The organism is Acinetobacter sp. KB005 (assembly GCF_049949095.1).
Classification (GTDB): domain Bacteria; phylum Pseudomonadota; class Gammaproteobacteria; order Pseudomonadales; family Moraxellaceae; genus Acinetobacter; species Acinetobacter calcoaceticus.
On record NZ_CP188191.1, the window covers coordinates 1152041 to 1175914 of the forward strand.

Below are 23874 nucleotides of genomic sequence, written 5' to 3' on the forward strand. Positions count from 1 at the left end.
AGGGAGCTACTCTCAAAATAAGGACGATAATTTGCATGTTGGTAAGGCTGAATGAAGAAAAAGTCTAAGCAGTGGAAGTGGTGGTTATTTGCCCTCATTGCATTTTTAATTTTTATTATTTTACAGATCCCAGCGACGTGGCTTATTTCTAAATTTTCAAAGAATAATCAAACTCTACACAATGTAAGTGGAAATATCTGGCAGGGCCAAGCAGATTGGCGGCGCGGTACTTTGAGAGGCTCGATTCATTGGAAAACTAGACCTCTTGACCTGTTTCTATTGAGGTTCGCGGCTGATGTGGATATCCATAGTGGAAATACCCAATTATCTGGGGTAATGGCCTATGGTGTTGGTAAAAAAGTACTTGTTAGAGCAATGAATGGTCAAATTGCGCCTGAAACATTAAAACAAATTGTGAACTGGCAATGGCCTGTGAACAGTATCCAGTTAAAAGATATTGATTTTAATTATAAAAAAGAGCAAGGTTTCGCTGCAGTTGATGGTCAATTGCATTGGGGTGGTGGTGCTTTAATTTATAATATTGGTGACCGTCAAGATCGGATGAATATGCCTTCTTTAAATGGGCAATTAACGGATCAAAATGGTCAATTACAGGTTGATATACGTGATCAACGCAGTCAAAAAATGGCAAATCTTCTATTAGATGCCAATATGATGCTTGATGTGCAGCTTACACAAAGATTATTACTGAATATTCCGTCTTATGATGGAAAAGCTGGTTTAGATACTTTTGTCATTAGTTCTCGCCAACCCTTAATACAAGGGGGTAACTAATGAAGGTATGGATTGAAAAATTACAGCAACTACAATGGCAAAAATTAGATCGGTTAAGTGTTGTCGTATTCGCCTTTTTAATTTTATGGCTGTGTTGGAAATTAGCCTCATTATTTTGGTGGGTCATTGCCCCTCCCCAAATGATGCAATTCGATCGGGTAGAGTTGGGATCACAGCAGCCGCAAATTCCTAACATTAGTACTTTTTCGATTTTTAATGAACCTTCAGCCAATGCAGCTCAGGAAAATGTCAACCTAGAATTGCAGGGTGTGATGGTGGGCTATCCGAACCGTTTTTCCTCAGCAGTTATTAAGCTTGATAATACTGCTGACCGATATCGGGTGGGGGAAACAATAGGCTCTACATCTTATCAGTTGGTAGAAGTTTATTGGGATCACGTTATATTGCGTCAAGGTAATGGCAGTACTCGTGAACTTCAGTTCAAAGGTTTGCCAAACGGTTTATATCAGCCCATGACGCCAGATGCCTCACAACCAGCTGCTACAGCGTCTCAACCATCGGCACCTGTTAATACGACTCAAGAAGCGCTTGGACAGGCTATTCAGCAAATGCAAGGGAACCGTGAACAATATCTACGTGATATGGGCGTAAGCGGTAACTCAAGTGAAGGTTTTGAAGTTACAGAACGTACACCCACCGCACTTCGAAATAAGTTAGGTTTAAGGCCTGGTGACCGGATTGTTTCTTTAAATGGTCAAACGGTTGGGCAAGGACAAACGGATGTGCAGTTACTTGAACAAGCTCGTCGAGCTGGGCAAGTGAAAATAGAAATAAAACGTGGTGATCAAATGATGACCATACAACAAAATTTTTAGTGATAACACGTCACCATAAGAGTTAGGAATTATCGCAAGTTATGGCTTTATTGAATCATCAACGTCCACTTTGGGCATTACTTGCAGCAGCCCCATTGATTGCGACAGTGAGCAGCAGCGTCTATGCCCAGACATGGAAGATCAATTTACGTGATGCTGACTTAACTGCATTTATTAATGAAGTTGCAGATATCACGGGGAAAAATTTTGCAGTAGATCCGCGAGTGCGTGGCAATGTCACAGTAATATCGAATAAACCACTCAATAAAAATGAAGTTTATGATCTGTTTCTTGGGGTCTTAAATGTCAATGGGGTGGTGGCAATTCCTTCTGGGAACACCATCAAATTGGTGCCAGATAGCAATGTTAAAAATTCGGGAATTCCTTACGATTCTAGAAATAGATTGCGTGGTGATCAAATTGTCACCCGAGTGATTTGGCTTGAAAATACCAATCCAAATGACTTAATTCCAGCACTTCGCCCTTTAATGCCGCAATTTGCACATATGGCTGCGATAGCAGGCACTAATGCGCTGATTGTTTCTGACCGAGCTGCGAATATCTACCAACTTGAAAATATCATTCGTAACCTTGATGGTACGGGACAAAATGATATTGAAGCTATTAGCTTGCAATCGAGTCAGGCAGAAGAAATCATTACTCAACTTGAGGCAATGAGTGCAACAGGCGCATCGAAAGATTTTAGTGGCGCACGTATTCGTATTATTGCAGACAACCGAACGAATCGTATTTTGGTAAAGGGTGACCCTGAAACGCGTAAACGCATTCGCCACATGATTGAGATGCTGGATGTGCCTTCGGCAGACCGTTTAGGCGGCTTAAAAGTTTTCCGATTGAAATATGCAAGTGCAAAAAATTTATCAGAGATTTTACAAGGTCTCGTAACAGGGCAGGCGGTTTCTTCGTCAAATAGTAATAATAATTCTTCTAACTCATCGAATCCGATTAATAATTTGATGGGTAATAACCAGAATTCGAGCTCAAATACATCTGGTTCAAATGGTAGCTCAATTTCTACTCCATCTATTAACCTAAATGGTAATTCAAATAACAACAATCAGAACAGTATCTCTAGCTTTAGCCAAAATGGTGTGAGCATTATCGCGGATAATGCCCAAAACTCGTTAGTGGTTAAGGCTGATCCACAATTAATGCGTGAAATTGAATCTGCTATCCAGCAACTCGATGTTCGCCGTCAGCAAGTTTTAATTGAAGCTGCCATTATTGAAGTTTCAGGAGATGATGCAGATCAACTCGGAATTCAATGGGCGCTAGGTGATCTATCTAGTGGAATAGGCTTGCTTAGCTTCAGTAATGTGGGTGCAAGTTTATCTTCTATTGCTGCTGGTTATTTGTCTGGTGGTTCGGCTGGAGCGGCATCCGCTATTGCTGGTGGTGCCAATAAAGGTAATGGTGCAACTTTTGCTGTAGGTAATTTTGAGAATTCCCGTAAGGCTTATGGTGCATTAATTCAAGCACTCAAAGCTAACACCAAATCAAATTTACTTTCGACACCATCCATTGTGACTATGGATAATGAAGAGGCTTATATTGTTGTAGGTCAGAACGTTCCATTTGTAACAGGGTCGGTCACTACGAATAGTACAGGTATCAATCCATACACAACTGTTGAACGAAAAGATGTCGGGGTGACATTAAAAGTTGTTCCACATATCGGTGAAGGTGGTACGGTTCGTCTCGAAGTTGAGCAAGAAGTTTCGAATGTTCAGACCAGTAAAGGTCAGGCAGCCGATTTAATTACTAATAAACGTGCTATTAAAACTGCTGTATTGGCCGAGCATGGACAAACAGTTGTTTTAGGGGGGTTGGTGTCTGATGATGTTGAACTCAGTCGTCAAGGTATTCCTGGGTTAAGCAGCATTCCATACCTAGGTAGGTTATTCCGTTCAGACAGCAGAAGTAATACGAAGCGTAATCTTCTTGTCTTTATTCATCCAACAATTGTGGGTGATGCGAATGATGTGCGCCGTTTGTCTCAGCAGCGCTATAATCAGCTTTATAGCTTGCAATTGGCGATGGATCAAAATGGCAATTTTGCCAAACTGCCTGAGCAGGTTGATGATGTCTATAATCAAAAGATGACACTGCCAAGTGTTACCTCTCAGCCAAAAAATTATCAACAGGTTCCTTCGGGTGGAAAAAGCTCGACAGTAACCACACCCGTAGCGGTAGAGCCTGCGGTTCGAAAGCAAACCTTACAGTTGCCTGAGCCTGAAATTAATCGTACTAAAAATACAGTAACAACAACGACACTGCGTCCAAGCACAGCGCCGTAGTAGCATGTTATGATTGATAAAAAGTGAAATAGGACATACGCATGACTTGGAAATTACAAGCAATTACTGGCGAAATTACTGGCCAAGAAATTAGTATTGATCGTGATATGCTGGTAGGGCGCCATCAAGATGCTGATGTGTTGTTACAAGCTGCTGAAATTTCACGTCGCCACGCTGCATTGCTTTTAAAAGATCAATTGCTATGGGTGCAAGACCTTAATTCATCGAATGGCACATTCATAAATGATATTCGTATTGAGCAAGAAAAACAGCTGCATGATGGTGATATTGTTCAATTTGCGAGCTTTAAATTTTCTGTATTAGCGCCTGTGCAGGAAATAGACGATTTGCCTGAAATTGAAGTAGAGCCTGTAAATACGGCCCCATTGCAAGATTTAAGTGATCAAGGAATGCCGAGTCTTACAGAGCGTGCTGCTGAAATAGAAGTCAGTCGCGATGGTATGCCGCAAAATATCTCTATTCCAAAACCTGCACCGATCCCGGAAGGTGTAGATGTTAATGTACAACCACAACAGACACCTGTTGCCTTTGATGAGCCTGTTTCTCGTGTTGCTGAAGAAAAAGAGCAACAGAAGAATGCTTCAGTTGGTTTGATCACTATTATTATTTTAGTAATCTTAGCTTTATTGGCATGGTTATTCTTTAAATAATTCGTTGGTGCTTTTACAATCAAGGCATGCTAAACGCATGCCTTTTTAATTTTGAGTATAAGAAGATGTCTGTTGCACAACTAAATAAGCGCGATTTAATTTTATTTGACCTAGATGGAACGTTAGTTGACTCTGCAGCTGATTTATATCGATCCATGAATTTAAGTTTACAAGCGCTAAGTTGGCCATTGGTAACTGAAGCACAAATACGAGAATGGGTGGGTAAAGGAGCTTCAAAACTTTGTGAAAGTGTTTTGCTTCATATATTTGGAAAATTAGACACCGAACAACATAAAGTTTTATTACAAAAATTTGTAGATGTATACGGTGCGGAGCTTTGCGTAAATACTCAAATTTATCCTGGAGTAACTGAGTTTTTAAAGCATTGTAAAGCTTTGAATATAAATATGGCATGTGTTACCAATAAGCCTGTGCAACTTGCTCAAGGGTTGCTGGATGCATTAGAACTTTCTTCTTATTTTCAAGTTGTACTTGGGGGAGATAGTTTGCCAGAGAGAAAACCACATCCATTGCCTTTGTTGCATTGTATGCAAAGTTTAAAGATATCTGCTTCGCACGCGCTAATGATTGGCGATTCAAGTAATGATATTGAGGCTGCACGGCGCGCGGGAATTGATTGTATTGTGGTTAGCTATGGCTATAATCATGGAGAAAATATCTATGATTGCCAACCTCAGCAAGTGGTTGATAGTTTGGCTGAGTTAATTATCTAATGAGTGAAATGGAGATCAGCATGAATAAGCGTATGGTTTTTCGATGGCGTGTCTAAATCGAAACTAGAAAAACACCGTTTTAAATCGAAAACCATATTAGAGAAAAATTCATGACTACATTAGCGCAATTTGAACAACTTAAGGCATCAGGTTACAACACGATTCCTGTTTATCGCCAGCGTTTAGCAGACACGGAAACACCTTTATCAGTTTTTGCTCGTTTTAAGGACCAAAAACAAGCTTATTTATTTGAGTCGGTCGAAGGTGGTGAAAACTGGGCGCGATATTCCATGATCGGTTTAGGCGAATCGACAGTTTTTTCATGTAATGCAGGGGTCTTGTCTATACAGCATGCTGATGGTTCGATCACACAAGAAGATTGCCTAGATCCATTTCAATATATTCGTGAATTTCAGAAGCAATTTACAGTGCCACCAGCTGAGCTTTTGCCTGCATTACCAAGTTTTACTGGCGGGCTAGTTGGTTATTTGGGCTATGATGCAGTTCGTTATATTGAGCCGCGCTTAAAGAATGTACCTGCTGCTGATCCAATTGCTTTACCAGACTTGTGGTTGATGCTATCAAAGACAGTCATTGTTTTCGACAACCTTAAAGATACTTTATTTTTAATTGTCCATGCTGATACAACGCAGCCAGATGCTTATGAAGATGCTCAGCAAAAGTTAGATCAATTAGAGCAGTTATTAGCTACACCAGTGAGTTTGCAAGCTAAGCCGCATACACCGCCTCATTTTGAATCGATTACGGGTAAAGCTAAGTTTCTTGAAACAATCGAGAAGGTAAAAGAATACATTAGAGCGGGCGATGTTATGCAGGTTGTTCCGGGCCAGCGTATGGTTTCGGACTTTGATGGTGAGGCTTTGCAAGTTTACCGTGCTTTACGTCATTTAAACCCTTCACCTTATTTGTTTTTGGTGCAGGGTCAAACAATTACAGATAATAAACCATTCCATATTGTAGGTTCATCACCAGAAATTCTTTCTCGACTAGAAAATGGTATTGCGACAGTCCGCCCACTTGCAGGTACAAGACCGCGTGGAAAAACTAAAGAAGAAGACATCGCTTTAGAAAAAGATTTACTTTCTGATGAAAAAGAAATCGCAGAGCATTTAATGTTAATAGACCTTGGTCGAAATGATGTTGGTCGAGTTTCTAAAATTGGTAAGGTCAAAGTTACTGATCAAATGGTGATTGAGCGCTATTCGCATGTCATGCACATTGTTTCAAATGTACAAGGTGAAGTTCGTGATGATATCGATGCCTTAGATGTATTTAAGGCAACCTTTCCAGCAGGTACTCTATCTGGCGCACCGAAAATTCGTGCAATGGAAATCATTGATGAAGTTGAGCCTGTTAAGCGAGGCGTTTTCGGTGGGGCAGTGGGATATTTAGGATGGCATGGTGAAATGGACATGTCGATTGCAATCCGTACGTGTGTTATCCGCGATAAAAAAGTGTATGTGCAGGCTGGAGCGGGCCTAGTTGCTGACTCAAATCCTGAATCAGAATGGAATGAAACACAAATAAAAGCTCGCGCAGTGATCAAAGCGGTTGAATTATCGTCAAACGGATTGATTTTATGAGTTTTTAGCGATTTTTTTAAAAAAACCACTTGCATCGTTTGGAAGTTTTGCTAAACTGCACACCGTTCCGATACGAAACGTACGAAACACTAAGAAGCGCCGGCATAGCTCAGTTGGTAGAGCAACTGACTTGTAATCAGTAGGTCCACAGTTCGAATCCGTGTGCCGGCACCATCTAAAAGTGTGAAGTTGTTGAGTGAGGAATAACACTGAAATAAGTGTGAAGTGGTGAGATTCCCGAGCGGTCAAAGGGGGCGGACTGTAACTCCGCTACGAAAGTTTCGAAGGTTCGAATCCTTCTCTCACCACCATTAACTTCGATTGAAGTGCTAAGTATACCAGCATCGTGCGGGAGTAGCTCAGTTGGTAGAGCGGCAGCCTTCCAAGCTGCATGTCGCGAGTTCGACCCTCGTCTCCCGCTCCATCGAAGGATAATCGCTCTTATAGCTCAGTGGTAGAGCACTCCCTTGGTAAGGGAGAGGTCTCGAGTTCAAATCTCGATAAGAGCTCCAGATACAGTTTAGTAGATTTTCTACAAAGATTTAAAAAGCAGGCTTATTAGTCTGCTTTTCAAGTATTGGGTGTTTGATTTTTTAGGCGATATGTCGATGCTGGGTCTTACTCAGAATTGTGTTCGACGTAAACGAGGACTATAAACATGGCTAAGGCTAAGTTTGAACGTAATAAGCCACACGTAAACGTGGGCACAATCGGTCACGTTGACCATGGTAAAACAACTTTAACTGCTGCGATTGCAACTATTTGTGCAAAAACTTACGGCGGTGAAGCGAAAGATTACTCACAAATCGACTCAGCACCTGAAGAAAAAGCACGTGGTATTACAATTAATACTTCACACGTAGAATACGATTCTCCAATCCGTCACTACGCTCACGTAGACTGCCCGGGCCACGCCGATTATGTTAAAAACATGATTACTGGTGCTGCTCAGATGGACGGCGCGATCCTTGTATGTGCTGCGACTGATGGTCCAATGCCACAAACTCGTGAACACATCCTTCTTTCTCGTCAGGTTGGTGTACCTTACATCATCGTATTCTTGAACAAGTGTGACCTTGTTGATGATGAAGAATTACTTGAATTAGTAGAAATGGAAGTTCGTGAACTTCTTTCTACTTATGACTTCCCGGGTGATGACACTCCAGTTATCCGTGGTTCTGCGCTTAAAGCGTTAGAAGGCGATGCTGGTCAATATGGTGAGCCTTCAGTTCTTGCTCTTGTTGAAGCGCTTGACTCTTACATTCCAGAACCAGAACGTGCTATCGACAAAGCATTCTTAATGCCAATCGAAGACGTATTCTCTATCTCTGGCCGTGGTACAGTAGTAACTGGTCGTGTAGAAGCTGGTATTGTGAAAGTAGGCGAATCAGTTGAAATCGTTGGTATCCGTGATACTCAAACAACTACAGTTACTGGCGTAGAAATGTTCCGTAAATTGCTTGACGAAGGTCGTGCAGGCGAGAACTGTGGTGTTCTTCTACGTGGTACTAAGCGTGAAGACGTACAACGTGGTCAAGTACTTGCTAAACCAGGTACAATCAAGCCGCACACTAAATTCGATGCAGAAGTATACGTACTTTCTAAAGAAGAAGGTGGTCGTCATACTCCATTCCTTAATGGCTACCGTCCACAGTTCTACTTCCGTACAACTGACGTAACTGGCGCAATCCAATTACAAGACGGCGTTGAAATGGTTATGCCAGGCGACAACGTTGAAATGTCAGTAGAATTAATCCACCCAATCGCAATGGACCCAGGTCTACGTTTTGCGATCCGTGAAGGTGGTCGTACTGTAGGTGCTGGTGTTGTTGCGAAAGTAACTGCATAAGCATAATATAGTGACGGATTACGTCTCAGGTTGAGGGCTTTGGCTCTCAACTTGCATTATAGGTCAGTAGTTCAATTGGTAGAGCGTCGGTCTCCAAAACCGAATGTTGGGGGTTCGAGTCCCTCCTGGCCTGCCATATTTTCAAATAAAAAGCTTGATGCTGGCTTAGTTGTTCATATAATAAGTCGCGAGTTCTACGACGAGTACAAAAATGTCGAATGATAAATCGCGTGACGCATTGAGCGACGCGCCAATTCCTCAAAGAAATAATTCTGCTGAAGTTGTTCGTTCTGGTTCGCCTCTAGATATTGTTCTATGCGTGATTGCGATTGCATTATTGGTTTTAGCTGTTATGGCGAATCAGTATTTACCAGCGCATTGGGCACCTGCAAACAATATTTGGGTGCGCGTTGGGGCAATTTTTGCTTGTATCGTTGTGGCTTTAGGTTTATTATACGCCACCCATCAAGGTAAAGGCTTCGTTCGTTTGCTAAAAGATGCACGAGTCGAATTGCGTCGAGTAACTTGGCCAACAAAACAAGAAACAGTCACTACATCGTGGCAGGTTCTATTGGTTGTAGTTGTTGCATCATTGGTTTTATGGTGTTTTGACTATGGTTTGGGTTGGTTAATTAAGTTGATTATCGGGTAAAAGAGCTATGAAACGTTGGTACATTATTCATGCCTACTCTGGCTATGAAAAACAAGTGTTACGTTCACTTACAGAACGAATCCAGCGTAGCGCTGTTGCTGATAGCTTTGGTGATGTCCTTGTTCCTACCGAAGAAGTGGTAGAAATGAAGGATGGTAAGAAACGTAAATCTGAGCGCAAATTCTTTCCTGGCTATGTGTTAGTTGAAATGGAAATGAATGATGATACTTGGCATATCGTTAAAGAATGTCCAAAGGTTCTAGGTTTTATCGGTGGTACACCTGAAAAACCAGCACCAATCACTCAGCGTGAAGCGGATGCGATTCTTGCGCGTGTACGTAATACTGGTGAAGCACCACGTCCTAAGACGATGTTTGAACCAGGTGAAGAATTACTTGTTATTGACGGTCCATTCACAGACTTTAAAGGTGTGGTGGAAGAAGTTCAATATGAGAAGTCGCGTTTAACGTTGACGATTAACGTATTTAATCGACCAACTCAGGTTGAACTCGAGTTTCGCCAAGTCGAAAAAACGATTTAATCTTAATTGGTTGAAAAACGCCCGATTTTATCGGGCATTGTTGTTGTAATAAAAGTGTAGCGTAAACATTGGGGAGCCTAGCGGCGTTTGTACCCAGAGGTATTTAAAATGGCTAAGAAGATTGACGGCTATATCAAGCTGCAAGTTCCAGCTGGTAAAGCAAATCCATCTCCACCAATTGGTCCTGCATTAGGTCAACGTGGTGTAAACATCATGGCATTCTGTAAAGAATTCAATGCTGCTACACAAAAAGTTGAGCCAGGTCTTCCAATTCCTGTAGTGATTACTGTGTACAACGACAAGTCGTTCACATTCATCATGAAAACTCCACCAGCTTCTATTCTTCTTAAGAAAGCTGCTGGTATCCAAAAAGGTTCACCTGTACCAAACAAAACTAAAGTTGGTAAGTTGACTCGTGCTCAGTTAGAAGAAATTGCGACTACTAAAGAACCAGATTTAACTGGTGCTGATTTAGACGCACGTGTACGTACCATCGCTGGTTCTGCACGTTCTATGGGCTTGGAAGTGGAGCTATAAGACATGGCAAAGTTAACTAAACGTCAAAAAGCCATTGCTGCTGCTGTTGAAGCAAACAAAGTTTACACTTTGGAAGAAGCGGTTCAAGTTCTTAACAGCTTACCTGCTGCGAAGTTCAAAGAATCTTTAGATGTAGCTGTAAACCTTGGTGTAGACCCGCGTAAATCTGATCAGGTTGTTCGTGGTGCGACTACATTACCTGCTGGTACTGGTAAAACTGTACGTGTAGCGGTATTTGCTCAAGGCGCGCAAGCAGAAGCTGCTAAAGAAGCTGGTGCAGACATCGTAGGTTTTGATGACCTTGCTGAAAGCATCCAAGGTGGAAACCTTAACTTTGATGTTGTAATCGCTGCTCCTGACGCTATGCGTGTTGTTGGTAAGCTCGGTACAATCCTTGGTCCACGTGGTTTAATGCCAAACCCTAAAGTTGGTACTGTAACTCCTGATGTAGCGAATGCTGTTAAAAATGCTAAATCTGGTCAGGCTCGTTACCGTGTAGACAAAGCGGGTATTATCCATGCTGCGATCGGTCAGTTAGGCTTTGATGCTGCTGCTATCCGTCAAAACGTTGAAACCTTAGTTGCTGACTTGAAAAAGTTAAAACCTGCAACTTCTAAAGGTGTATACATCAAAAAGATCACTTTGAGCTCAACTATGGGTCCTGGTCTTACTGTTGATGTAAGCAACGTTTCTAACTAAGTTTAAAATTTAGTCAAGAATTTTAAAGTCCTGATTGAGGGCAGAGTATAAAAAATCATAGATTTTTTATACTCATTCAAAGTAATGCTTTGTTTCCTCACTCATCAGGCGGACTTTGAATTGATAAATGTAAATTTATCAGCGTCAAAGACCACAGGCGAAGAGACTTCTTTTGAATATCTTCTTAATAGCCCAGCCTGCGTAGACGCGGTGGTGTGATTTATTCCTCCTCCGCGTGTAAGTCAAACCTTTGTTGACTTGCGAATTGGGAGTGTACTTTTTTGAGTACATAAATCACCGTTAGGAGGTTTTACAATGGCTCTTCTTATTGAAAGCAAAAAACAGATCGTTGCTGAAGTGGCTCAAACTGCTTCTACAGCGTTCGCTGCCGTTGTTGCTGACTATCAAGGTTTAACTGTTGAGCAATTAACTGCTCTTCGTGTTGAAGCTCGTAAACTAGGTGTTGCTACACGTGTTGTACGTAATACTTTGGCTAAACGTGCTCTTCAAGATACGCAATTTGCAATCTTGAATGACAACCTTGTTGGCCCAACAATCTTAGCATTCTCAACTTCTGAAGACGATATGGGTGCAGCTGCACGCTTGTTTGAAGAATTTGCTAAAACTAACAAAGCATTTGAATTAAAAGCTGCTGCATTTGACGGCAAACTTTATCAAGGTGCTGAAGTTAGCGTTATCGCAAACCTTCCAAACCAAGAAAAAGCGCTTACTATGCTCGCATCTGTTCTTCAAGCTCCTATTTCGAAATTGGGTCGCTTACTTACAGCGCTTCAAGAGAAAAACGAGTCAGAAGCTGCTTAAGCTTAAATCTACTTCCACACCATTCAATACCCATTTGGAGTTAATCTCATGGCTTTAACAAACGAAGAAATCCTAAACGCAGTTGCTGAAAAAACTGTTCTTGAACTTGTTGAACTTATTTCTGCTTTTGAAGAAAAATTCAACGTATCTGCTGCTGCTGTAGCTGTAGCTGCTGCTCCTGCTGCTGCTGCTGCTGAAGAACAATCTGAATTCAACGTTGAGTTGACTTCTTTTGGTGCTAACAAAGTAGCTGTAATTAAAGCAGTTCGTGAAGCAACTGGCCTTGGTCTTAAAGAAGCTAAAGACCTAGTTGAAGGTGCTCCTCAAGTTCTTAAAGAAGGCGTTTCTAAAGAAGAAGGCGAAGAACTTAAGAAGAAACTTGAAGAAGCTGGTGCTACAGTTACACTTAAGTAATTGTAAAAGGAGTCGGTTTTTAAATCGGCTCCATAAAATGGCTGATGGCTCTTGGGTCATCAGCCTTTTTGCGTTACAATAATCGGCTCGATTTTTGTTTGTTCTGTACAATAATTGTCGTGTTTTAGAATAATCAGAGTAATTTCAAATGTTTACCAATATTTTTCTTTTTAAAAAATATTGTTAAGCGTTTTAATACCACTAAAAATTGCAGCATTTGTAAACAGTGGTGGCCATATCGGCCTGTGTAATTCCTTCTGAGCCCGTTCTGCAGGCGGGCTTGGTTTACTTTCCGAGGACTCCAGATGGCATACTCATATACCGAAAAGAAACGGATCCGTAAGAATTTTGGTAAATTGCCCCAAGTAATGGAAGCACCGTACTTACTTTCGATCCAGGTCGATTCGTATAGAACGTTCTTGCAAGGTGGCAAATCTCCAAAAAACCGCGAAGATATCGGTCTCCAAGCCGCATTTCGTTCAGTTTTCCCTATAGAAAGTTATTCTGGCAATGCTGCTTTAGAATTTGTTGAGTATAGCCTTGGTAAGCCTGAGTTTGATGTGCGTGAATGTATTTTACGTGGTTCGACTTATGCGGCACCAATGCGCGTAAAAATTCGTTTGATTATTAAAGATCGCGAAACTAAATCTATTAAAGACGTACGTGAACAAGAAGTCTACATGGGTGAAATGCCACTCATGACAGACAATGGTACCTTTGTGATCAATGGTACTGAGCGTGTAATCGTATCTCAATTACACCGTTCACCTGGTGTGTTCTTTGATCACGATAAAGGCAAAACACATTCAAGTGGTAAAGTACTTTATTCTGCACGTATTATTCCTTACCGTGGTTCATGGTTAGATTTCGAATTTGATGCAAAAGATTTAGTTTATGTACGTATTGACCGTCGTCGTAAATTATTAGCAACTGTTGTGTTGCGTGCATTGGGTTATAACAATGAACAAATTTTGAATTTGTTCTATGAAAAAGTGCCTGTATATCTTGATATGGGTAGCTATCAAATTGACCTCGTTCCAGATCGTCTGCGTGGCGAAATGGCGCAATTTGATATTGCAGACAATGATGGCAAAATCATTGTTGAGCAAGGTAAACGTATTAATGCACGTCACGTACGTCAAATGGAAGCTTCTGGTTTAGCTAAGCTATCAGTTCCTGATGAGTACTTGTATGAGCGTATCACTGCCGAAGATATTACTTTACGTAATGGTGATGTGATTCCTGCAAATACATTGTTAAGCCATGAAGTTATGGTGAAACTGGCAGAAGGCGGTGTTAAACAGTTCAATATCTTGTTTACGAACGATATTGACCGTGGTTCATTTGTTGCTGACTCATTACGTGCTGACACAACATCTGGTCGTGAAGAAGCATTAGTTGAAATCTATAAAGTAATGCGTCCAGGCGAGCCACCAACAAAAGAAGCTGCTGAAAACTTATTTAATAACTTATTCTTCTCTTCTGAACGTTATGACTTATCTCCAGTAGGTCGTATGAAATTCAACCGTCGTTTGGGGCGCCCATACGAAGTTGGTACTGACCAGAAGTCACGTGAAGTAGAAGGTATTTTATCGCACGAAGATATCATCGATGTATTACGTACATTAGTTGAGATCCGTAACGGTAAAGGTGAAGTCGATGATATCGATCACTTAGGTAACCGTCGTGTACGTTCTGTTGGTGAGATGACTGAAAACCAATTCCGTGTTGGTTTGGTTCGTGTTGAACGTGCTGTTAAAGAGCGTTTAAGCCAAGCAGAAACAGATAATTTATCTCCGCAAGATCTCATTAACGCAAAACCAGTTGCAGCTGCAATCAAAGAATTCTTTGGTTCGAGCCAATTGTCTCAGTTTATGGATCAAAACAACCCATTATCTGAGATTACACATAAACGTCGTGTTTCAGCGCTTGGGCCTGGTGGTTTAACGCGTGAACGTGCGGGCTTTGAAGTGCGTGACGTACATCAAACTCACTATGGTCGTGTATGTCCAATTGAAACGCCGGAAGGTCCAAACATTGGTTTGATCAACTCGCTTTCTGTTTATGCAAAAGCGAATGATTTTGGTTTCTTGGAAACACCTTACCGTAAAGTGGTAGATGGCCGAGTAACTGATGCTGTTGAATACCTTTCTGCTATTGAAGAAGTAGGTACTGTTATTGCACAGGCCGATTCTGCGATAGATAAAGATGGTAACTTAACAGAAGATTTTGTTTCTGTTCGTCACCAAGGTGACTTTGTACGTATGCCACCTGAAAAAGTGACGCATATGGATGTATCTGCACAGCAGGTTGTATCTGTAGCTGCATCACTTATTCCATTCCTTGAACACGATGACGCGAACCGTGCATTGATGGGTTCAAACATGCAACGTCAGGCGGTTCCTACTCTACGTGCGGATAAACCGCTTGTAGGTACAGGTATGGAAGCGAACGTTGCACGTGACTCGGGCGTATGTGTGATCGCGAACCGTGGTGGTGCGATTGAATATGTAGATGCTTCTCGTATCGTTATTCGTGTAAACGAAGATGAAATGATTGCAGGTGAGGCTGGTGTAGATATTTACAACCTCATTAAATATACACGTTCTAACCAAAACACTTGTATCAACCAAAATATTATCGTGAATTTAGGCGACAAAGTTGCTCGCGGTGACATTCTGGCAGACGGTCCGTCAACAGATATGGGTGAGCTTGCGCTTGGTCAAAATATGCGTGTAGCGTTCATGACGTGGAATGGTTACAACTACGAAGACTCGATCTTATTATCTGAGCGTGTACTTCAAGAAGACCGTTTAACTTCTATTCATATTCAAGAATTATCATGTGTAGCGCGTGATACCAAGTTAGGTGCAGAAGAAATTACTGCCGATATTCCTAACGTAGGTGAAGCTGCACTTTCTAAACTTGATGAGTCAGGTATCGTTTATATCGGTGCGGAAGTTACTGCTGGTGACATCCTTGTTGGTAAAGTAACGCCTAAAGGTGAAACTCAGTTAACTCCTGAAGAAAAATTGCTTCGTGCTATCTTTGGTGAGAAAGCAGCTGATGTTAAAGACTCATCTTTACGTGTTCCATCTGGTACTAAAGGTACAGTTATCGATGTTCAAGTCTTCACGCGTGATGGCTTAGAGAAAGATGACCGTGCGATGGCAATTGAAAAAGCACAGCTTGACGCTTACCGTAAAGACTTGAAAGAAGAATACAAGATCTTTGAAGAAGCAGCTCGTGAGCGTGTAATTCGTTTGCTTAACGGCCAAGAGTCTAACGGTGGTGGTTCGACTAAACGTGGCGACAAACTCGTTGAAGATATGTTGTCTGGTTTAGAGCTTGTTGACTTACTTGAAATCCAACCTACAGACGAAGCAATTGCTGAACGTTTATCTCAAATTCAAGTGTTCTTGAAAGAGAAGAGCGCAGAAATTGATGAGAAGTTTGCAGAGAAGAAACGTAAGCTTTCGACTGGTGATGAGTTAACAACTGGTGTTCTGAAAGTTGTTAAAGTTTACCTAGCAGTTAAACGTCGTATTCAGCCTGGTGATAAAATGGCTGGTCGTCACGGTAACAAAGGTGTTGTATCTAACATTTTGCCTGTTGAAGACATGCCACACGATGCTAACGGTGTACCGGTAGATATCGTATTGAACCCATTGGGTGTACCATCTCGTATGAACGTGGGTCAGATTCTTGAGACTCACTTGGGTATGGCAGCTAAAGGGCTTGGTGATAAAATCGAAAAAATGTTGAAAGAACAGCGTACAGTTTTAGAACTTCGCGAATTCTTAGACAAGATTTATAACAAAGTCGGCGGCGAGCAAGAAGATCTTGATAGCTTAACTGATGCTGAAGTCTTAGCACTTTCAGGCAATTTACGTGCTGGTGTGCCTTTAGCTACTCCTGTATTTGATGGTGCTGAAGAAAGCCAAATTAAAGACTTACTTGAATTAGCTGATATTTCGCGGACAGGTCAAACAGTATTGTTTGATGGTCGTACGGGTGAACAATTTGATCGTCCTGTAACTGTAGGTTACATGTACATGCTCAAATTGAACCACTTGGTTGATGACAAAATGCATGCGCGTTCAACTGGTTCTTACTCACTTGTTACACAGCAACCGCTTGGTGGTAAAGCACAGTTCGGTGGTCAGCGTTTCGGTGAGATGGAGGTCTGGGCACTCGAAGCTTACGGCGCAGCATATACACTTCAAGAGATGTTAACTGTTAAGTCGGATGACGTTGAAGGTCGTACACGCATCTATAAGAATATTGTAGATGGTAACCATTATATGGATCCGGGTATGCCTGAATCGTTCAACGTATTGACCAAAGAGATCCGTTCTTTAGGTATCAACATTGAACTGAAAAATGGTGACTAAGTCGTAAGACTCACGATTTTTTAGGAAAAAACAATATTTGTGACCCAGTCGGGTAAGCGTTGCTTCCCGACACACGGAGAAAAAAATTGAAAGACTTGCTCGATATCATGCGTAAGAAAACGGACTCAGATGGTCATGCACCAATTGAGTTTGACCGTATCCGTATTGGTCTTGCGTCACCAGAAATGATTAAGTCATGGTCTCATGGTGAAGTTAAAAAACCTGAGACAATTAACTACCGTACTTTCAAACCAGAACGTGACGGTTTGTTCTGTGCCAAAATTTTTGGTCCAGTAAAAGATTACGAATGCTTGTGTGGTAAATACAAGCGTATGAAATACAAAGGCGTCATTTGTGAAAAATGTGGCGTTGAAGTAACTACAGCGAAAGTTCGTCGTGAACGTATGGGTCACATTGAACTTGCTTCTCCAGTTGCACATATCTGGTTCTTAAAATCGTTACCATCTCGTATCGGTTTATTACTTGATATGACGCTTCGTGATATCGAACGTGTATTGTATTTCGAATCATACGTTGTAACTGATCCTGGTATGACTCCGTTTGAAAAGTATCAACTTTTAACAGACGAAGAATACTTCAATGCACTTGAAGAACACGGTGATGAATTCACTGCGAAAATGGGTGCAGAAGCGATTCAGGACTTATTAAAAGATATCGATCTTGAAGCTGAAATCGCACGTTTACGTGAAGAAATTCCTCAAACAACTTCTGAAACGAAGTTGAAAAAAGCGTCTAAACGCTTGAAATTGATGGAAGCATTCAACGATTCAAACAATAAGCCAGAATGGATGGTGATGAATGTACTTCCGGTACTTCCACCTGATTTACGTCCATTAGTTCCACTTGAAGGTGGTCGTTTCGCGACTTCTGACTTGAACGATTTATATCGTCGTGTCATTAACCGTAACAACCGTTTGAAGCGCCTTCTTGATCTTGCAGCACCAGACATTATCGTACGTAACGAAAAACGTATGTTACAAGAGTCTGTAGATGCATTGCTTGATAACGGTCGTCGTGGTCGTGCAATTACTGGTTCTAACAAACGTCCATTAAAATCTTTGGCAGATATGATCAAAGGTAAACAAGGTCGTTTCCGTCAGAACTTACTTGGTAAGCGTGTTGACTATTCTGGTCGTTCGGTAATTACTGTAGGTCCTACTTTACGCCTTCACCAATGTGGTCTTCCGAAGAAAATGGCACTTGAATTATTCAAGCCATTCATTTTCGCGAAACTACAAGCTTCAGGTCAGGCAACAACCATTAAAGCTGCGAAGAAAATGGTTGAGCGTGAGACTCCAGAAGTTTGGGACGTTCTTGCTTCTGTAATTCGTCAACATCCAGTAATGTTGAACCGTGCGCCAACACTTCACCGTTTAGGTCTTCAAGCATTTGAACCTATTCTTATTGAAGGTAAGGCAATCCGTCTTCACCCACTCGTTTGTGCTGCGTTTAACGCCGACTTCGATGGTGACCAAATGGCGGTACACGTTCCATTGACACTTGAAGCACAGTTAGAAGCTCGTGCATTGATGATGTCAACAAACAACATCTTGTCACCAGCAAATGGTGAGCCGATCATCGTTCCTTCTCAGGACGTTGTCTTGGGTCTTTACTACATCACACGTGATGCAGTAAATGCTAAAGGCGAAGGCATGGTGTTTGCTGATACTCACGAAGTAAACCGTGCACTTGCAACTGGTCAGGTTGCGATTCATGCTCGTGTTAAAGTACGTGTACATCAAACTGTTATCAATGAAGATGGTGAACGTGAACACGGCACTATTATTGTTGAGACAACACCAGGTCGCTGTTTGCTTTGGGAAGTTGTTCCACAAGGCTTAAGCTTTGACATGATCAACCTTGAGATGACTAAAAAGAATATCTCAAAGTTAATCAACTCTTGTTACCGTAAACTTGGTTTGAAAGATACAGTTATCTTTGCTGACCAATTAATGTACTTGGGCTTCCGTCAAGCGACTCGTTCAGGTGTATCTGTAGGTATGGAAGACATGTTAATTCCACCTACTAAGCACACAATTATTGATAAAGCAGAAACAGAAGTTCGTGAAATCGAACAACAGTTCGAACAAGGTTTCGTAACTGCTGGTGAGCGTTATAACAAAGTTGTCGATATCTGGGCGCGTACAAACGACCAAGTTGCTAAAGCAATGATGGATAACTTGTCTTATACCGTTGTGAAAAACAAACAAGGTGAAGACGAGAAGCAAAAATCATTCAACAGCATCTATATGATGTCTGACTCTGGTGCCCGTGGTAGTGCGGCACAGATTCGTCAGCTTGCTGGTATGCGTGGTTTGATGGCAAAACCAGACGGTTCGATTATCGAAACGCCGATTAAAGCGAACTTCCGTGAAGGTTTGACAGTACTTCAGTACTTCATTTCAACGCACGGTGCGCGTAAAGGTTTGGCCGATACAGCATTAAAAACTGCGAACTCTGGTTACTTGACACGTCGTCTTGTAGACGTAGCACAAGATTTGGTAATTACTGAGCCTGACTGTGGTACAGCGGGTGGTCTAGTAATGACTCCATTCATTCAAGGTGGCGATGTTATCGAGCCATTACGTGACCGTGTATTAGGTCGTGTAACTGCTGAAGATGTACGTCGTGCGTCTGATGATGAAGTTGTATTACCTCGCGGTACGTTAATTGACGAAAAAATCGCAGCTCATCTTGAAGAAGCGGGTGTGGATGAAGTCAAAGTACGTTCAGTAATTGCTTGTGAATCTGCTTTTGGTGTATGTGCTAGATGTTATGGCCGTGACCTTGCACGTGGTCACTTGGTTAACCCAGGTGAATCAGTAGGTGTAATGGCAGCACAGTCTATTGGTGAACCAGGTACACAGTTAACGATGCGTACGTTCCACGTTGGTGGTGCTGCGAGCCGAACTTCTGCTGCAAACAGTGTTCAAGTACGTAACAAAGGTACTGTACGTTTCCATAACGTGAAAACTGTACAACATGCAAAAGGTCACTTGGTTTCAGTTTCTCGTTCAGGTGAAATTGGTATTGCCGATGATTTAGGTCGTGAACGCGAGCGCTATAAACTTCCTTACGGTGCAAGCATCTTGTTGAAAGATGGTGAATCTGTAGAAGCTGGCGGTATTGTGGCGACTTGGGATCCGCATACGCATCCACTTGTTACAGAAGTTGCTGGTAAAGCACGTTTCAGCCAAATCGCTGATGGTGTAACTGCAACATCAAAAACTGATGATGCAACTGGTATGACTACCGTTGAAATCTTGCCTGTAACAGCTCGTCCTGCTTCTGGTAAAGATTTACGTCCTGCAATCGTGTTGGATACCACAGATGGCGGCGAACAGTTCTACTTCTTGCCACAAAACACAATCGTAACTGTTCGCGATGGCGAAACGATTGGTGTGGGTGACGTTATTGGTCGTGTACCACAAGAAACATCACGTACTCGTGATATTACCGGTGGTCTTCCGCGTGTAGCTGACTTGTTCGAAGCACGTAAGCCGAAAGAACATGCAATTCTTGCTGAAGTTTCAGGTGTTGTAAGCTTCGGTAAAGAGACTAAGGGTAAAAACCGTCTTGTAATTAGCCCTGATGATGGTTCTGAGATCTACGAAGAGTTGATTCCAAAATGGCGTCAAATCAACGTGTTCGAAGGCGAGCATGTGAACCGTGGTGAAACTGTTTCTGATGGTCCACAAAACCCGCATGACATCTTACGTTTGAAAGGTGAAGTTGCTTTAACTAACTACATCGTGAACGAAGTTCAAGACGTATACCGTCTCCAAGGTGTAAAAATCAACGACAAACATATTGAAGTTATCGTACGTCAAATGTTGCGTAAAGTTGATATCACTGATGGTGGCGATACAAGCTTCATCAAAGGCGAGCAAGTGGATTACATCCGCGTTGTTCAAGAGAACCAAGCTGTCTTGGCTCAGAACAAGTTCCCTGCGAAGTTCGAACGTCTATTGATGGGTATCACTAAAGCATCGCTTTCTACTGACTCGTTCATCTCTGCTGCATCGTTCCAGGAAACAACTCGTGTGTTAACTGAAGCGGCTGTAACAGGTAAAGAAGATGATTTACGTGGCTTGAAAGAAAACGTTGTAGTAGGTCGCTTGATTCCAGCTGGTACTGGTCTTGCATATCACCTAGAACGTCGTCGTCAAGAAGCAGAAGCTGCTGAACATGAGCTTCACAATGACTTCAGCGAAGTAGACCAAGCATTCAGCCAAGCATTAAACTCAGAACAATTCTAAGTTTAGACTGGCAGTAAAAAAGGCACCTAAGGGTGCCTTTTTTATTTATAACAATTAAAAGTGGTAATTACAAAAACATATTGAAGAGCCATTATTTCATTACTTAAGCGGGATAAACCCTCCACAAAAACGTATTAGGCTACATGCTTATGAAGACTGGAGTAAATCTAATGAAAAAAATGATGATGATTGTTAGTGTTGGCCTGATGTCAACAACTTTGCTTGTTGGTTGTCAAAATGCAAGCCCAGAAAGTAAACGTATTGGTTCAGCTGCGATTGGTGGTGGTGCAGGCGGGGCTGTAGGAAAACATGTGGGCGGTAATATTGGTGCAGGTTTAGGAGCGGCACTTGGTGCAGGTGTTGCAGCTAATGCAAAAGGGTCCAATAGTAAAACAGTACGTAATAGTGCAATTGGTGCCGGTGTGGGTGCCGTGTTAGGTGGGGCAATAATTGGTGGCGATACTGGTGCTGCTGCAGGCGGAGCACTAGGTGGTAGTGCAGGCGCAGCCTATGAAGAGAAGAAAGGGAAGTACTAAAAGTACCCTTAATAATGTTTAAACCTTAGAAGTCTTTATCTTATTAGAGACTTCTTTTTTATGGCCTTTTTTATAATTAAAATTTCAGTGAATAGGTATAAAAGGAAGAGCTTTACAAAATATCAATCGATTAGGACAGACGAATAACACAATCTGATCAAATTCCTCATAAAAGAGGATTATGCTTTTTATTAGAAGAGATAATAGTGAGTATGGTCATGAAAAAAACAATTGGATTAGTTTCTGCTGTGATGCTTTCTACACTTATGCTTACGGGTTGCCAAAATATGAGTCCATCTGACCAGCGTATTGGTGCAGCAGCAGCAGGTGGAGCACTAGGTGGTGGCTTAGGTAACCATGTAGGCGGTGGTGTTGGTGCGGGCTTAGGTGCAGCAGTAGGTGCTGGTGTTGGTTCAAATAGCCAAGGCGGTAGTAAGCAAACCACGACTAAGAGTGCGATCGGAGCGGGTATCGGTTCTGTGGTAGGTAAAGCAATATTGGGTGGTGACTCTGGTGCTGCAATTGGCGGTGCGATCGGTGGTGGTGCTGGTGCAGCGATTGAAGAAAAAAGATAACACCCTATTGATTGAATAAAAATAAGCGCTTATTCAGCGCTTATTTTTATTGTTGAAAGGGTTTTGCTTTTTTACGTCTGATATAAAGCGTTTTTTGAACTTCAGCAATTCTTACTCCAGTTTCATCAAAAATGTTTAAATGATAGGTTCTTAAAACAGGTTCGAAGTTGTCGGCAAGTTTACGAATTTGCTCAATTTCAGCCAAGTCGACTCGAATATCTGCATGCACAGTGCTTCGACCAGGGGAAAGAAAATTAATTTCAGCAGCTTTATCCCAAACAATATATTTTGATCCGAGATGATGCAGCAGAATCATCATATAAAATGGATCAACCATTGAATAAATACTGCCCCCGAAATGCGTTCCAACCAAATTTTGGTTTTTCCAAGTCAGAGGCATTTTTACTCGTACATGACAAAGTTCTAAATTCATGATTTCAATATAAATCCCTGCTCCGCGATAAGGAGGGTAGTGATTAAATAGAAATTTTGAAATCGTAGGATTGTTCTGAAGTCTTCTTAAAATAGCCATAATAGTCAATTTTTTTTATTGAAACAGTATTCATACTAGATAAGTATCATCTTTTTTATATTGATGGCAATGCTCTATCCGACTAACGACATGATCGATTGAAAAACAAGATAGGAAATGATTATGCAGCCAAAAGTTCATACAGTAACAACAAGTGACCAACAAACGCTTTGTGCCAAGACATGGGGCGACGAAAAAAATACACCGTTGGTTTTAGTACATGGTTATCCTGACAATCAAGAAGTATGGGAATCAATCATTGAGCATTTAATCAATGACTTCTACATTGTCACCTATGATGTACGTGGGGCGGGTTTGTCATCTATACCAAAACGTATTCGTGATTACCGTTTAGAGCGTTTATCTCTAGACTTACAAGAAGTCGTTGATGAATTATTACCAAATCGTCAATTTCATATGGCTGCGCACGATTGGGGTTCTATCCAGTCTTGGGAGTCGGCAACAGAGCCTAAATTTAAAGGGCGTTTATTGTCATATACAACAATTTCTGGGCCATGTCTTGATCATGCAGCCTTGTTCTTACGTGATAAATTTAAATCTTCACCAGGTCAAATCTTAAAAATATTAACCAAATCTTGGTATATCGGTGCATTCCATCTCCCATTACTAGCACCAACAGTGTGGTCTCTTTTTAGCCCTGAAAAATGGGGGAAAGTGCTGACTCAGTTAGAGAGGAAAAGTAATTTACCTTTAAATAATAATATTAATGCTGATGGTAAATATGGCATTAATTTATATCGTGCCAATTTTATTCCTCGTTTAACTGGCCCACGTCAACGTTATGCGCAATGTCCAGTTAAAGCAGTTATTTTAAAATATGATACTTTTGTGAGCCCTGAATATATCACTGAGGCTATGCCAGAGTGGGTAGAAAAATTTGAATATGTAGAGCTTGAAGCAAATCACTGGGCAATTCTGAGTGAGCCTGCAAAAATTGCAGATCATATTCGTCAGTTTATTAAGGCTCAAGCTTAATGATTGAGTGACTGCATAAAACAGTTAATTCGGCGATATTTTCGGCTTCATAGATCTGAATCTGGTAGAATGTCGCCTTTTGTTTTGCT

The 23874-nt window shown here is 41.6% G+C and carries 19 protein-coding genes and 5 tRNA genes; 23 read left to right on the plus strand and 1 reads right to left on the minus strand.

Annotated elements, in window-relative coordinates; translation table 11 throughout:
* Window positions 1-51: 51 nt before the first annotated feature.
* From gspN to ACPF64_RS05770, 22 genes are all read left to right on the plus strand, one after another.
* Window positions 52-795 carry a type II secretion system protein N gene (gspN, locus tag ACPF64_RS05665; RefSeq protein WP_005037277.1) on the plus strand — a complete coding sequence of 248 codons (744 nt, stop codon included), beginning with the start codon at window positions 52-54 and terminating at the stop codon, window positions 793-795.
* Complete coding sequence (locus ACPF64_RS05670) at window positions 795-1631, plus strand: type II secretion system protein N (protein WP_426455789.1); 837 nt, start codon at window positions 795-797, stop codon at window positions 1629-1631. Before gspN ends, ACPF64_RS05670 begins: the two co-directional genes overlap by 1 nt.
* Window positions 1632-1672: 41 nt before the next feature.
* Window positions 1673-3949, plus strand: a complete 2277-nt coding sequence (gspD, locus tag ACPF64_RS05675; RefSeq protein ID WP_426455790.1) for a type II secretion system secretin GspD — start codon at window positions 1673-1675, stop codon at window positions 3947-3949.
* A gap of 41 nt (window positions 3950-3990) precedes the next feature.
* Window positions 3991-4620, plus strand: a complete 630-nt coding sequence (locus tag ACPF64_RS05680) for an FHA domain-containing protein (RefSeq protein ID WP_426455791.1) — start codon at window positions 3991-3993, stop codon at window positions 4618-4620.
* A gap of 65 nt (window positions 4621-4685) precedes the next feature.
* Window positions 4686-5354 carry a phosphoglycolate phosphatase gene (locus tag ACPF64_RS05685; protein ID WP_426455792.1) on the plus strand — a complete coding sequence of 223 codons (669 nt, stop codon included), beginning with the start codon at window positions 4686-4688 and terminating at the stop codon, window positions 5352-5354.
* Window positions 5355-5464: 110 nt separating this feature from the next.
* Entirely contained in the window at window positions 5465-6958 is a 1494-nt protein-coding gene (gene trpE, locus ACPF64_RS05690; protein ID WP_005037269.1) for an anthranilate synthase component I, read from the plus strand.
* Between the two features lie 98 nt (window positions 6959-7056).
* Window positions 7057-7132: transfer RNA gene (locus ACPF64_RS05695), tRNA-Thr, on the plus strand.
* Between the two features lie 53 nt (window positions 7133-7185).
* A tRNA-Tyr gene (locus tag ACPF64_RS05700) sits at window positions 7186-7269 on the plus strand.
* Window positions 7270-7306: 37 nt separating this feature from the next.
* Window positions 7307-7382 (plus strand) — tRNA-Gly (locus ACPF64_RS05705).
* A 13-nt stretch (window positions 7383-7395) separates the two neighbouring features.
* Window positions 7396-7470, plus strand: a tRNA-Thr gene (locus ACPF64_RS05710).
* 146 nt (window positions 7471-7616) lie between these two features.
* Window positions 7617-8807, plus strand: a complete 1191-nt coding sequence (gene tuf / locus ACPF64_RS05715) for an elongation factor Tu (RefSeq protein WP_004640736.1) — start codon at window positions 7617-7619, stop codon at window positions 8805-8807.
* 60 nt (window positions 8808-8867) lie between these two features.
* Window positions 8868-8943, plus strand: a tRNA-Trp gene (locus tag ACPF64_RS05720).
* Between the two features lie 75 nt (window positions 8944-9018).
* On the plus strand, window positions 9019-9459 hold the full coding sequence (secE, locus tag ACPF64_RS05725) for a preprotein translocase subunit SecE (RefSeq protein ID WP_426455793.1): 441 nt from the start codon (window positions 9019-9021) through the stop codon (window positions 9457-9459).
* Window positions 9460-9466: 7 nt separating this feature from the next.
* The gene (gene nusG, locus ACPF64_RS05730) at window positions 9467-10000 is read left to right on the plus strand and encodes a transcription termination/antitermination protein NusG (RefSeq protein WP_003654499.1); all 534 of its coding nucleotides are present in this window, start codon (window positions 9467-9469) and stop codon (window positions 9998-10000) included.
* 108 nt (window positions 10001-10108) lie between these two features.
* Window positions 10109-10537 carry a 50S ribosomal protein L11 gene (rplK, locus tag ACPF64_RS05735; protein ID WP_005037262.1) on the plus strand — a complete coding sequence of 143 codons (429 nt, stop codon included), beginning with the start codon at window positions 10109-10111 and terminating at the stop codon, window positions 10535-10537.
* Between the two features lie 3 nt (window positions 10538-10540).
* The gene (gene rplA, locus ACPF64_RS05740) at window positions 10541-11236 is read left to right on the plus strand and encodes a 50S ribosomal protein L1 (protein ID WP_003654501.1); all 696 of its coding nucleotides are present in this window, start codon (window positions 10541-10543) and stop codon (window positions 11234-11236) included.
* A 315-nt stretch (window positions 11237-11551) separates the two neighbouring features.
* Window positions 11552-12058 carry a 50S ribosomal protein L10 gene (rplJ, locus tag ACPF64_RS05745; protein WP_005037259.1) on the plus strand — a complete coding sequence of 169 codons (507 nt, stop codon included), beginning with the start codon at window positions 11552-11554 and terminating at the stop codon, window positions 12056-12058.
* A gap of 48 nt (window positions 12059-12106) precedes the next feature.
* Window positions 12107-12472 (plus strand): 50S ribosomal protein L7/L12, encoded by a 366-nt coding sequence (rplL, locus tag ACPF64_RS05750; RefSeq protein ID WP_005037257.1) that lies wholly within the window; start codon window positions 12107-12109, stop codon window positions 12470-12472.
* A 305-nt stretch (window positions 12473-12777) separates the two neighbouring features.
* Window positions 12778-16866 (plus strand): DNA-directed RNA polymerase subunit beta, encoded by a 4089-nt coding sequence (gene rpoB, locus ACPF64_RS05755; protein ID WP_005037255.1) that lies wholly within the window; start codon window positions 12778-12780, stop codon window positions 16864-16866.
* Window positions 16867-16952: 86 nt separating this feature from the next.
* Complete coding sequence (rpoC, locus tag ACPF64_RS05760; protein ID WP_017391399.1) at window positions 16953-21146, plus strand: DNA-directed RNA polymerase subunit beta'; 4194 nt, start codon at window positions 16953-16955, stop codon at window positions 21144-21146.
* 170 nt (window positions 21147-21316) lie between these two features.
* Window positions 21317-21682 carry a hypothetical protein gene (locus ACPF64_RS05765; RefSeq protein WP_004640753.1) on the plus strand — a complete coding sequence of 122 codons (366 nt, stop codon included), beginning with the start codon at window positions 21317-21319 and terminating at the stop codon, window positions 21680-21682.
* A 218-nt stretch (window positions 21683-21900) separates the two neighbouring features.
* Entirely contained in the window at window positions 21901-22257 is a 357-nt protein-coding gene (locus ACPF64_RS05770; RefSeq protein ID WP_045436909.1) for a hypothetical protein, read from the plus strand.
* A gap of 46 nt (window positions 22258-22303) precedes the next feature.
* Here ACPF64_RS05770 and ACPF64_RS05775 read toward each other — a convergent pair whose 3' ends face one another.
* Window positions 22304-22789: a DUF4442 domain-containing protein gene (locus ACPF64_RS05775; RefSeq protein ID WP_198079129.1), complete on the minus strand. Its 486-nt coding sequence runs from the start codon at window positions 22787-22789 to the stop codon at window positions 22304-22306.
* Between the two features lie 117 nt (window positions 22790-22906).
* Between ACPF64_RS05775 and ACPF64_RS05780 the strand changes: the two genes are divergently transcribed.
* Window positions 22907-23785, plus strand: a complete 879-nt coding sequence (locus ACPF64_RS05780) for an alpha/beta fold hydrolase (RefSeq protein ID WP_426455794.1) — start codon at window positions 22907-22909, stop codon at window positions 23783-23785.
* Window positions 23786-23874: the final 89 nt, after the last annotated feature.

Coding starts and splice junctions, on each gene's coding strand:
- tuf (WP_004640736.1), top strand. CDS start 7,617: ATGGCTAAGGCTAAGTTTGAACGTAATAAGCCACACGTAAACGTGGGC.
- trpE (WP_005037269.1), top strand. CDS start 5,465: ATGACTACATTAGCGCAATTTGAACAACTTAAGGCATCAGGTTACAAC.
- nusG (WP_003654499.1), top strand. CDS start 9,467: ATGAAACGTTGGTACATTATTCATGCCTACTCTGGCTATGAAAAACAA.
- rplA (WP_003654501.1), top strand. CDS start 10,541: ATGGCAAAGTTAACTAAACGTCAAAAAGCCATTGCTGCTGCTGTTGAA.
- rplL (WP_005037257.1), top strand. CDS start 12,107: ATGGCTTTAACAAACGAAGAAATCCTAAACGCAGTTGCTGAAAAAACT.
- ACPF64_RS05685 (WP_426455792.1), top strand. CDS start 4,686: ATGTCTGTTGCACAACTAAATAAGCGCGATTTAATTTTATTTGACCTA.
- gspD (WP_426455790.1), top strand. CDS start 1,673: ATGGCTTTATTGAATCATCAACGTCCACTTTGGGCATTACTTGCAGCA.
- rplK (WP_005037262.1), top strand. CDS start 10,109: ATGGCTAAGAAGATTGACGGCTATATCAAGCTGCAAGTTCCAGCTGGT.
- ACPF64_RS05780 (WP_426455794.1), top strand. CDS start 22,907: ATGATTATGCAGCCAAAAGTTCATACAGTAACAACAAGTGACCAACAA.
- rplJ (WP_005037259.1), top strand. CDS start 11,552: ATGGCTCTTCTTATTGAAAGCAAAAAACAGATCGTTGCTGAAGTGGCT.
- rpoB (WP_005037255.1), top strand. CDS start 12,778: ATGGCATACTCATATACCGAAAAGAAACGGATCCGTAAGAATTTTGGT.
- secE (WP_426455793.1), top strand. CDS start 9,019: ATGTCGAATGATAAATCGCGTGACGCATTGAGCGACGCGCCAATTCCT.
- ACPF64_RS05770 (WP_045436909.1), top strand. CDS start 21,901: ATGAAAAAAACAATTGGATTAGTTTCTGCTGTGATGCTTTCTACACTT.
- ACPF64_RS05680 (WP_426455791.1), top strand. CDS start 3,991: ATGACTTGGAAATTACAAGCAATTACTGGCGAAATTACTGGCCAAGAA.
- gspN (WP_005037277.1), top strand. CDS start 52: ATGAAGAAAAAGTCTAAGCAGTGGAAGTGGTGGTTATTTGCCCTCATT.
- ACPF64_RS05775 (WP_198079129.1), bottom strand. CDS start 22,789: ATGGCTATTTTAAGAAGACTTCAGAACAATCCTACGATTTCAAAATTT.
- ACPF64_RS05765 (WP_004640753.1), top strand. CDS start 21,317: ATGAAAAAAATGATGATGATTGTTAGTGTTGGCCTGATGTCAACAACT.
- ACPF64_RS05670 (WP_426455789.1), top strand. CDS start 795: ATGAAGGTATGGATTGAAAAATTACAGCAACTACAATGGCAAAAATTA.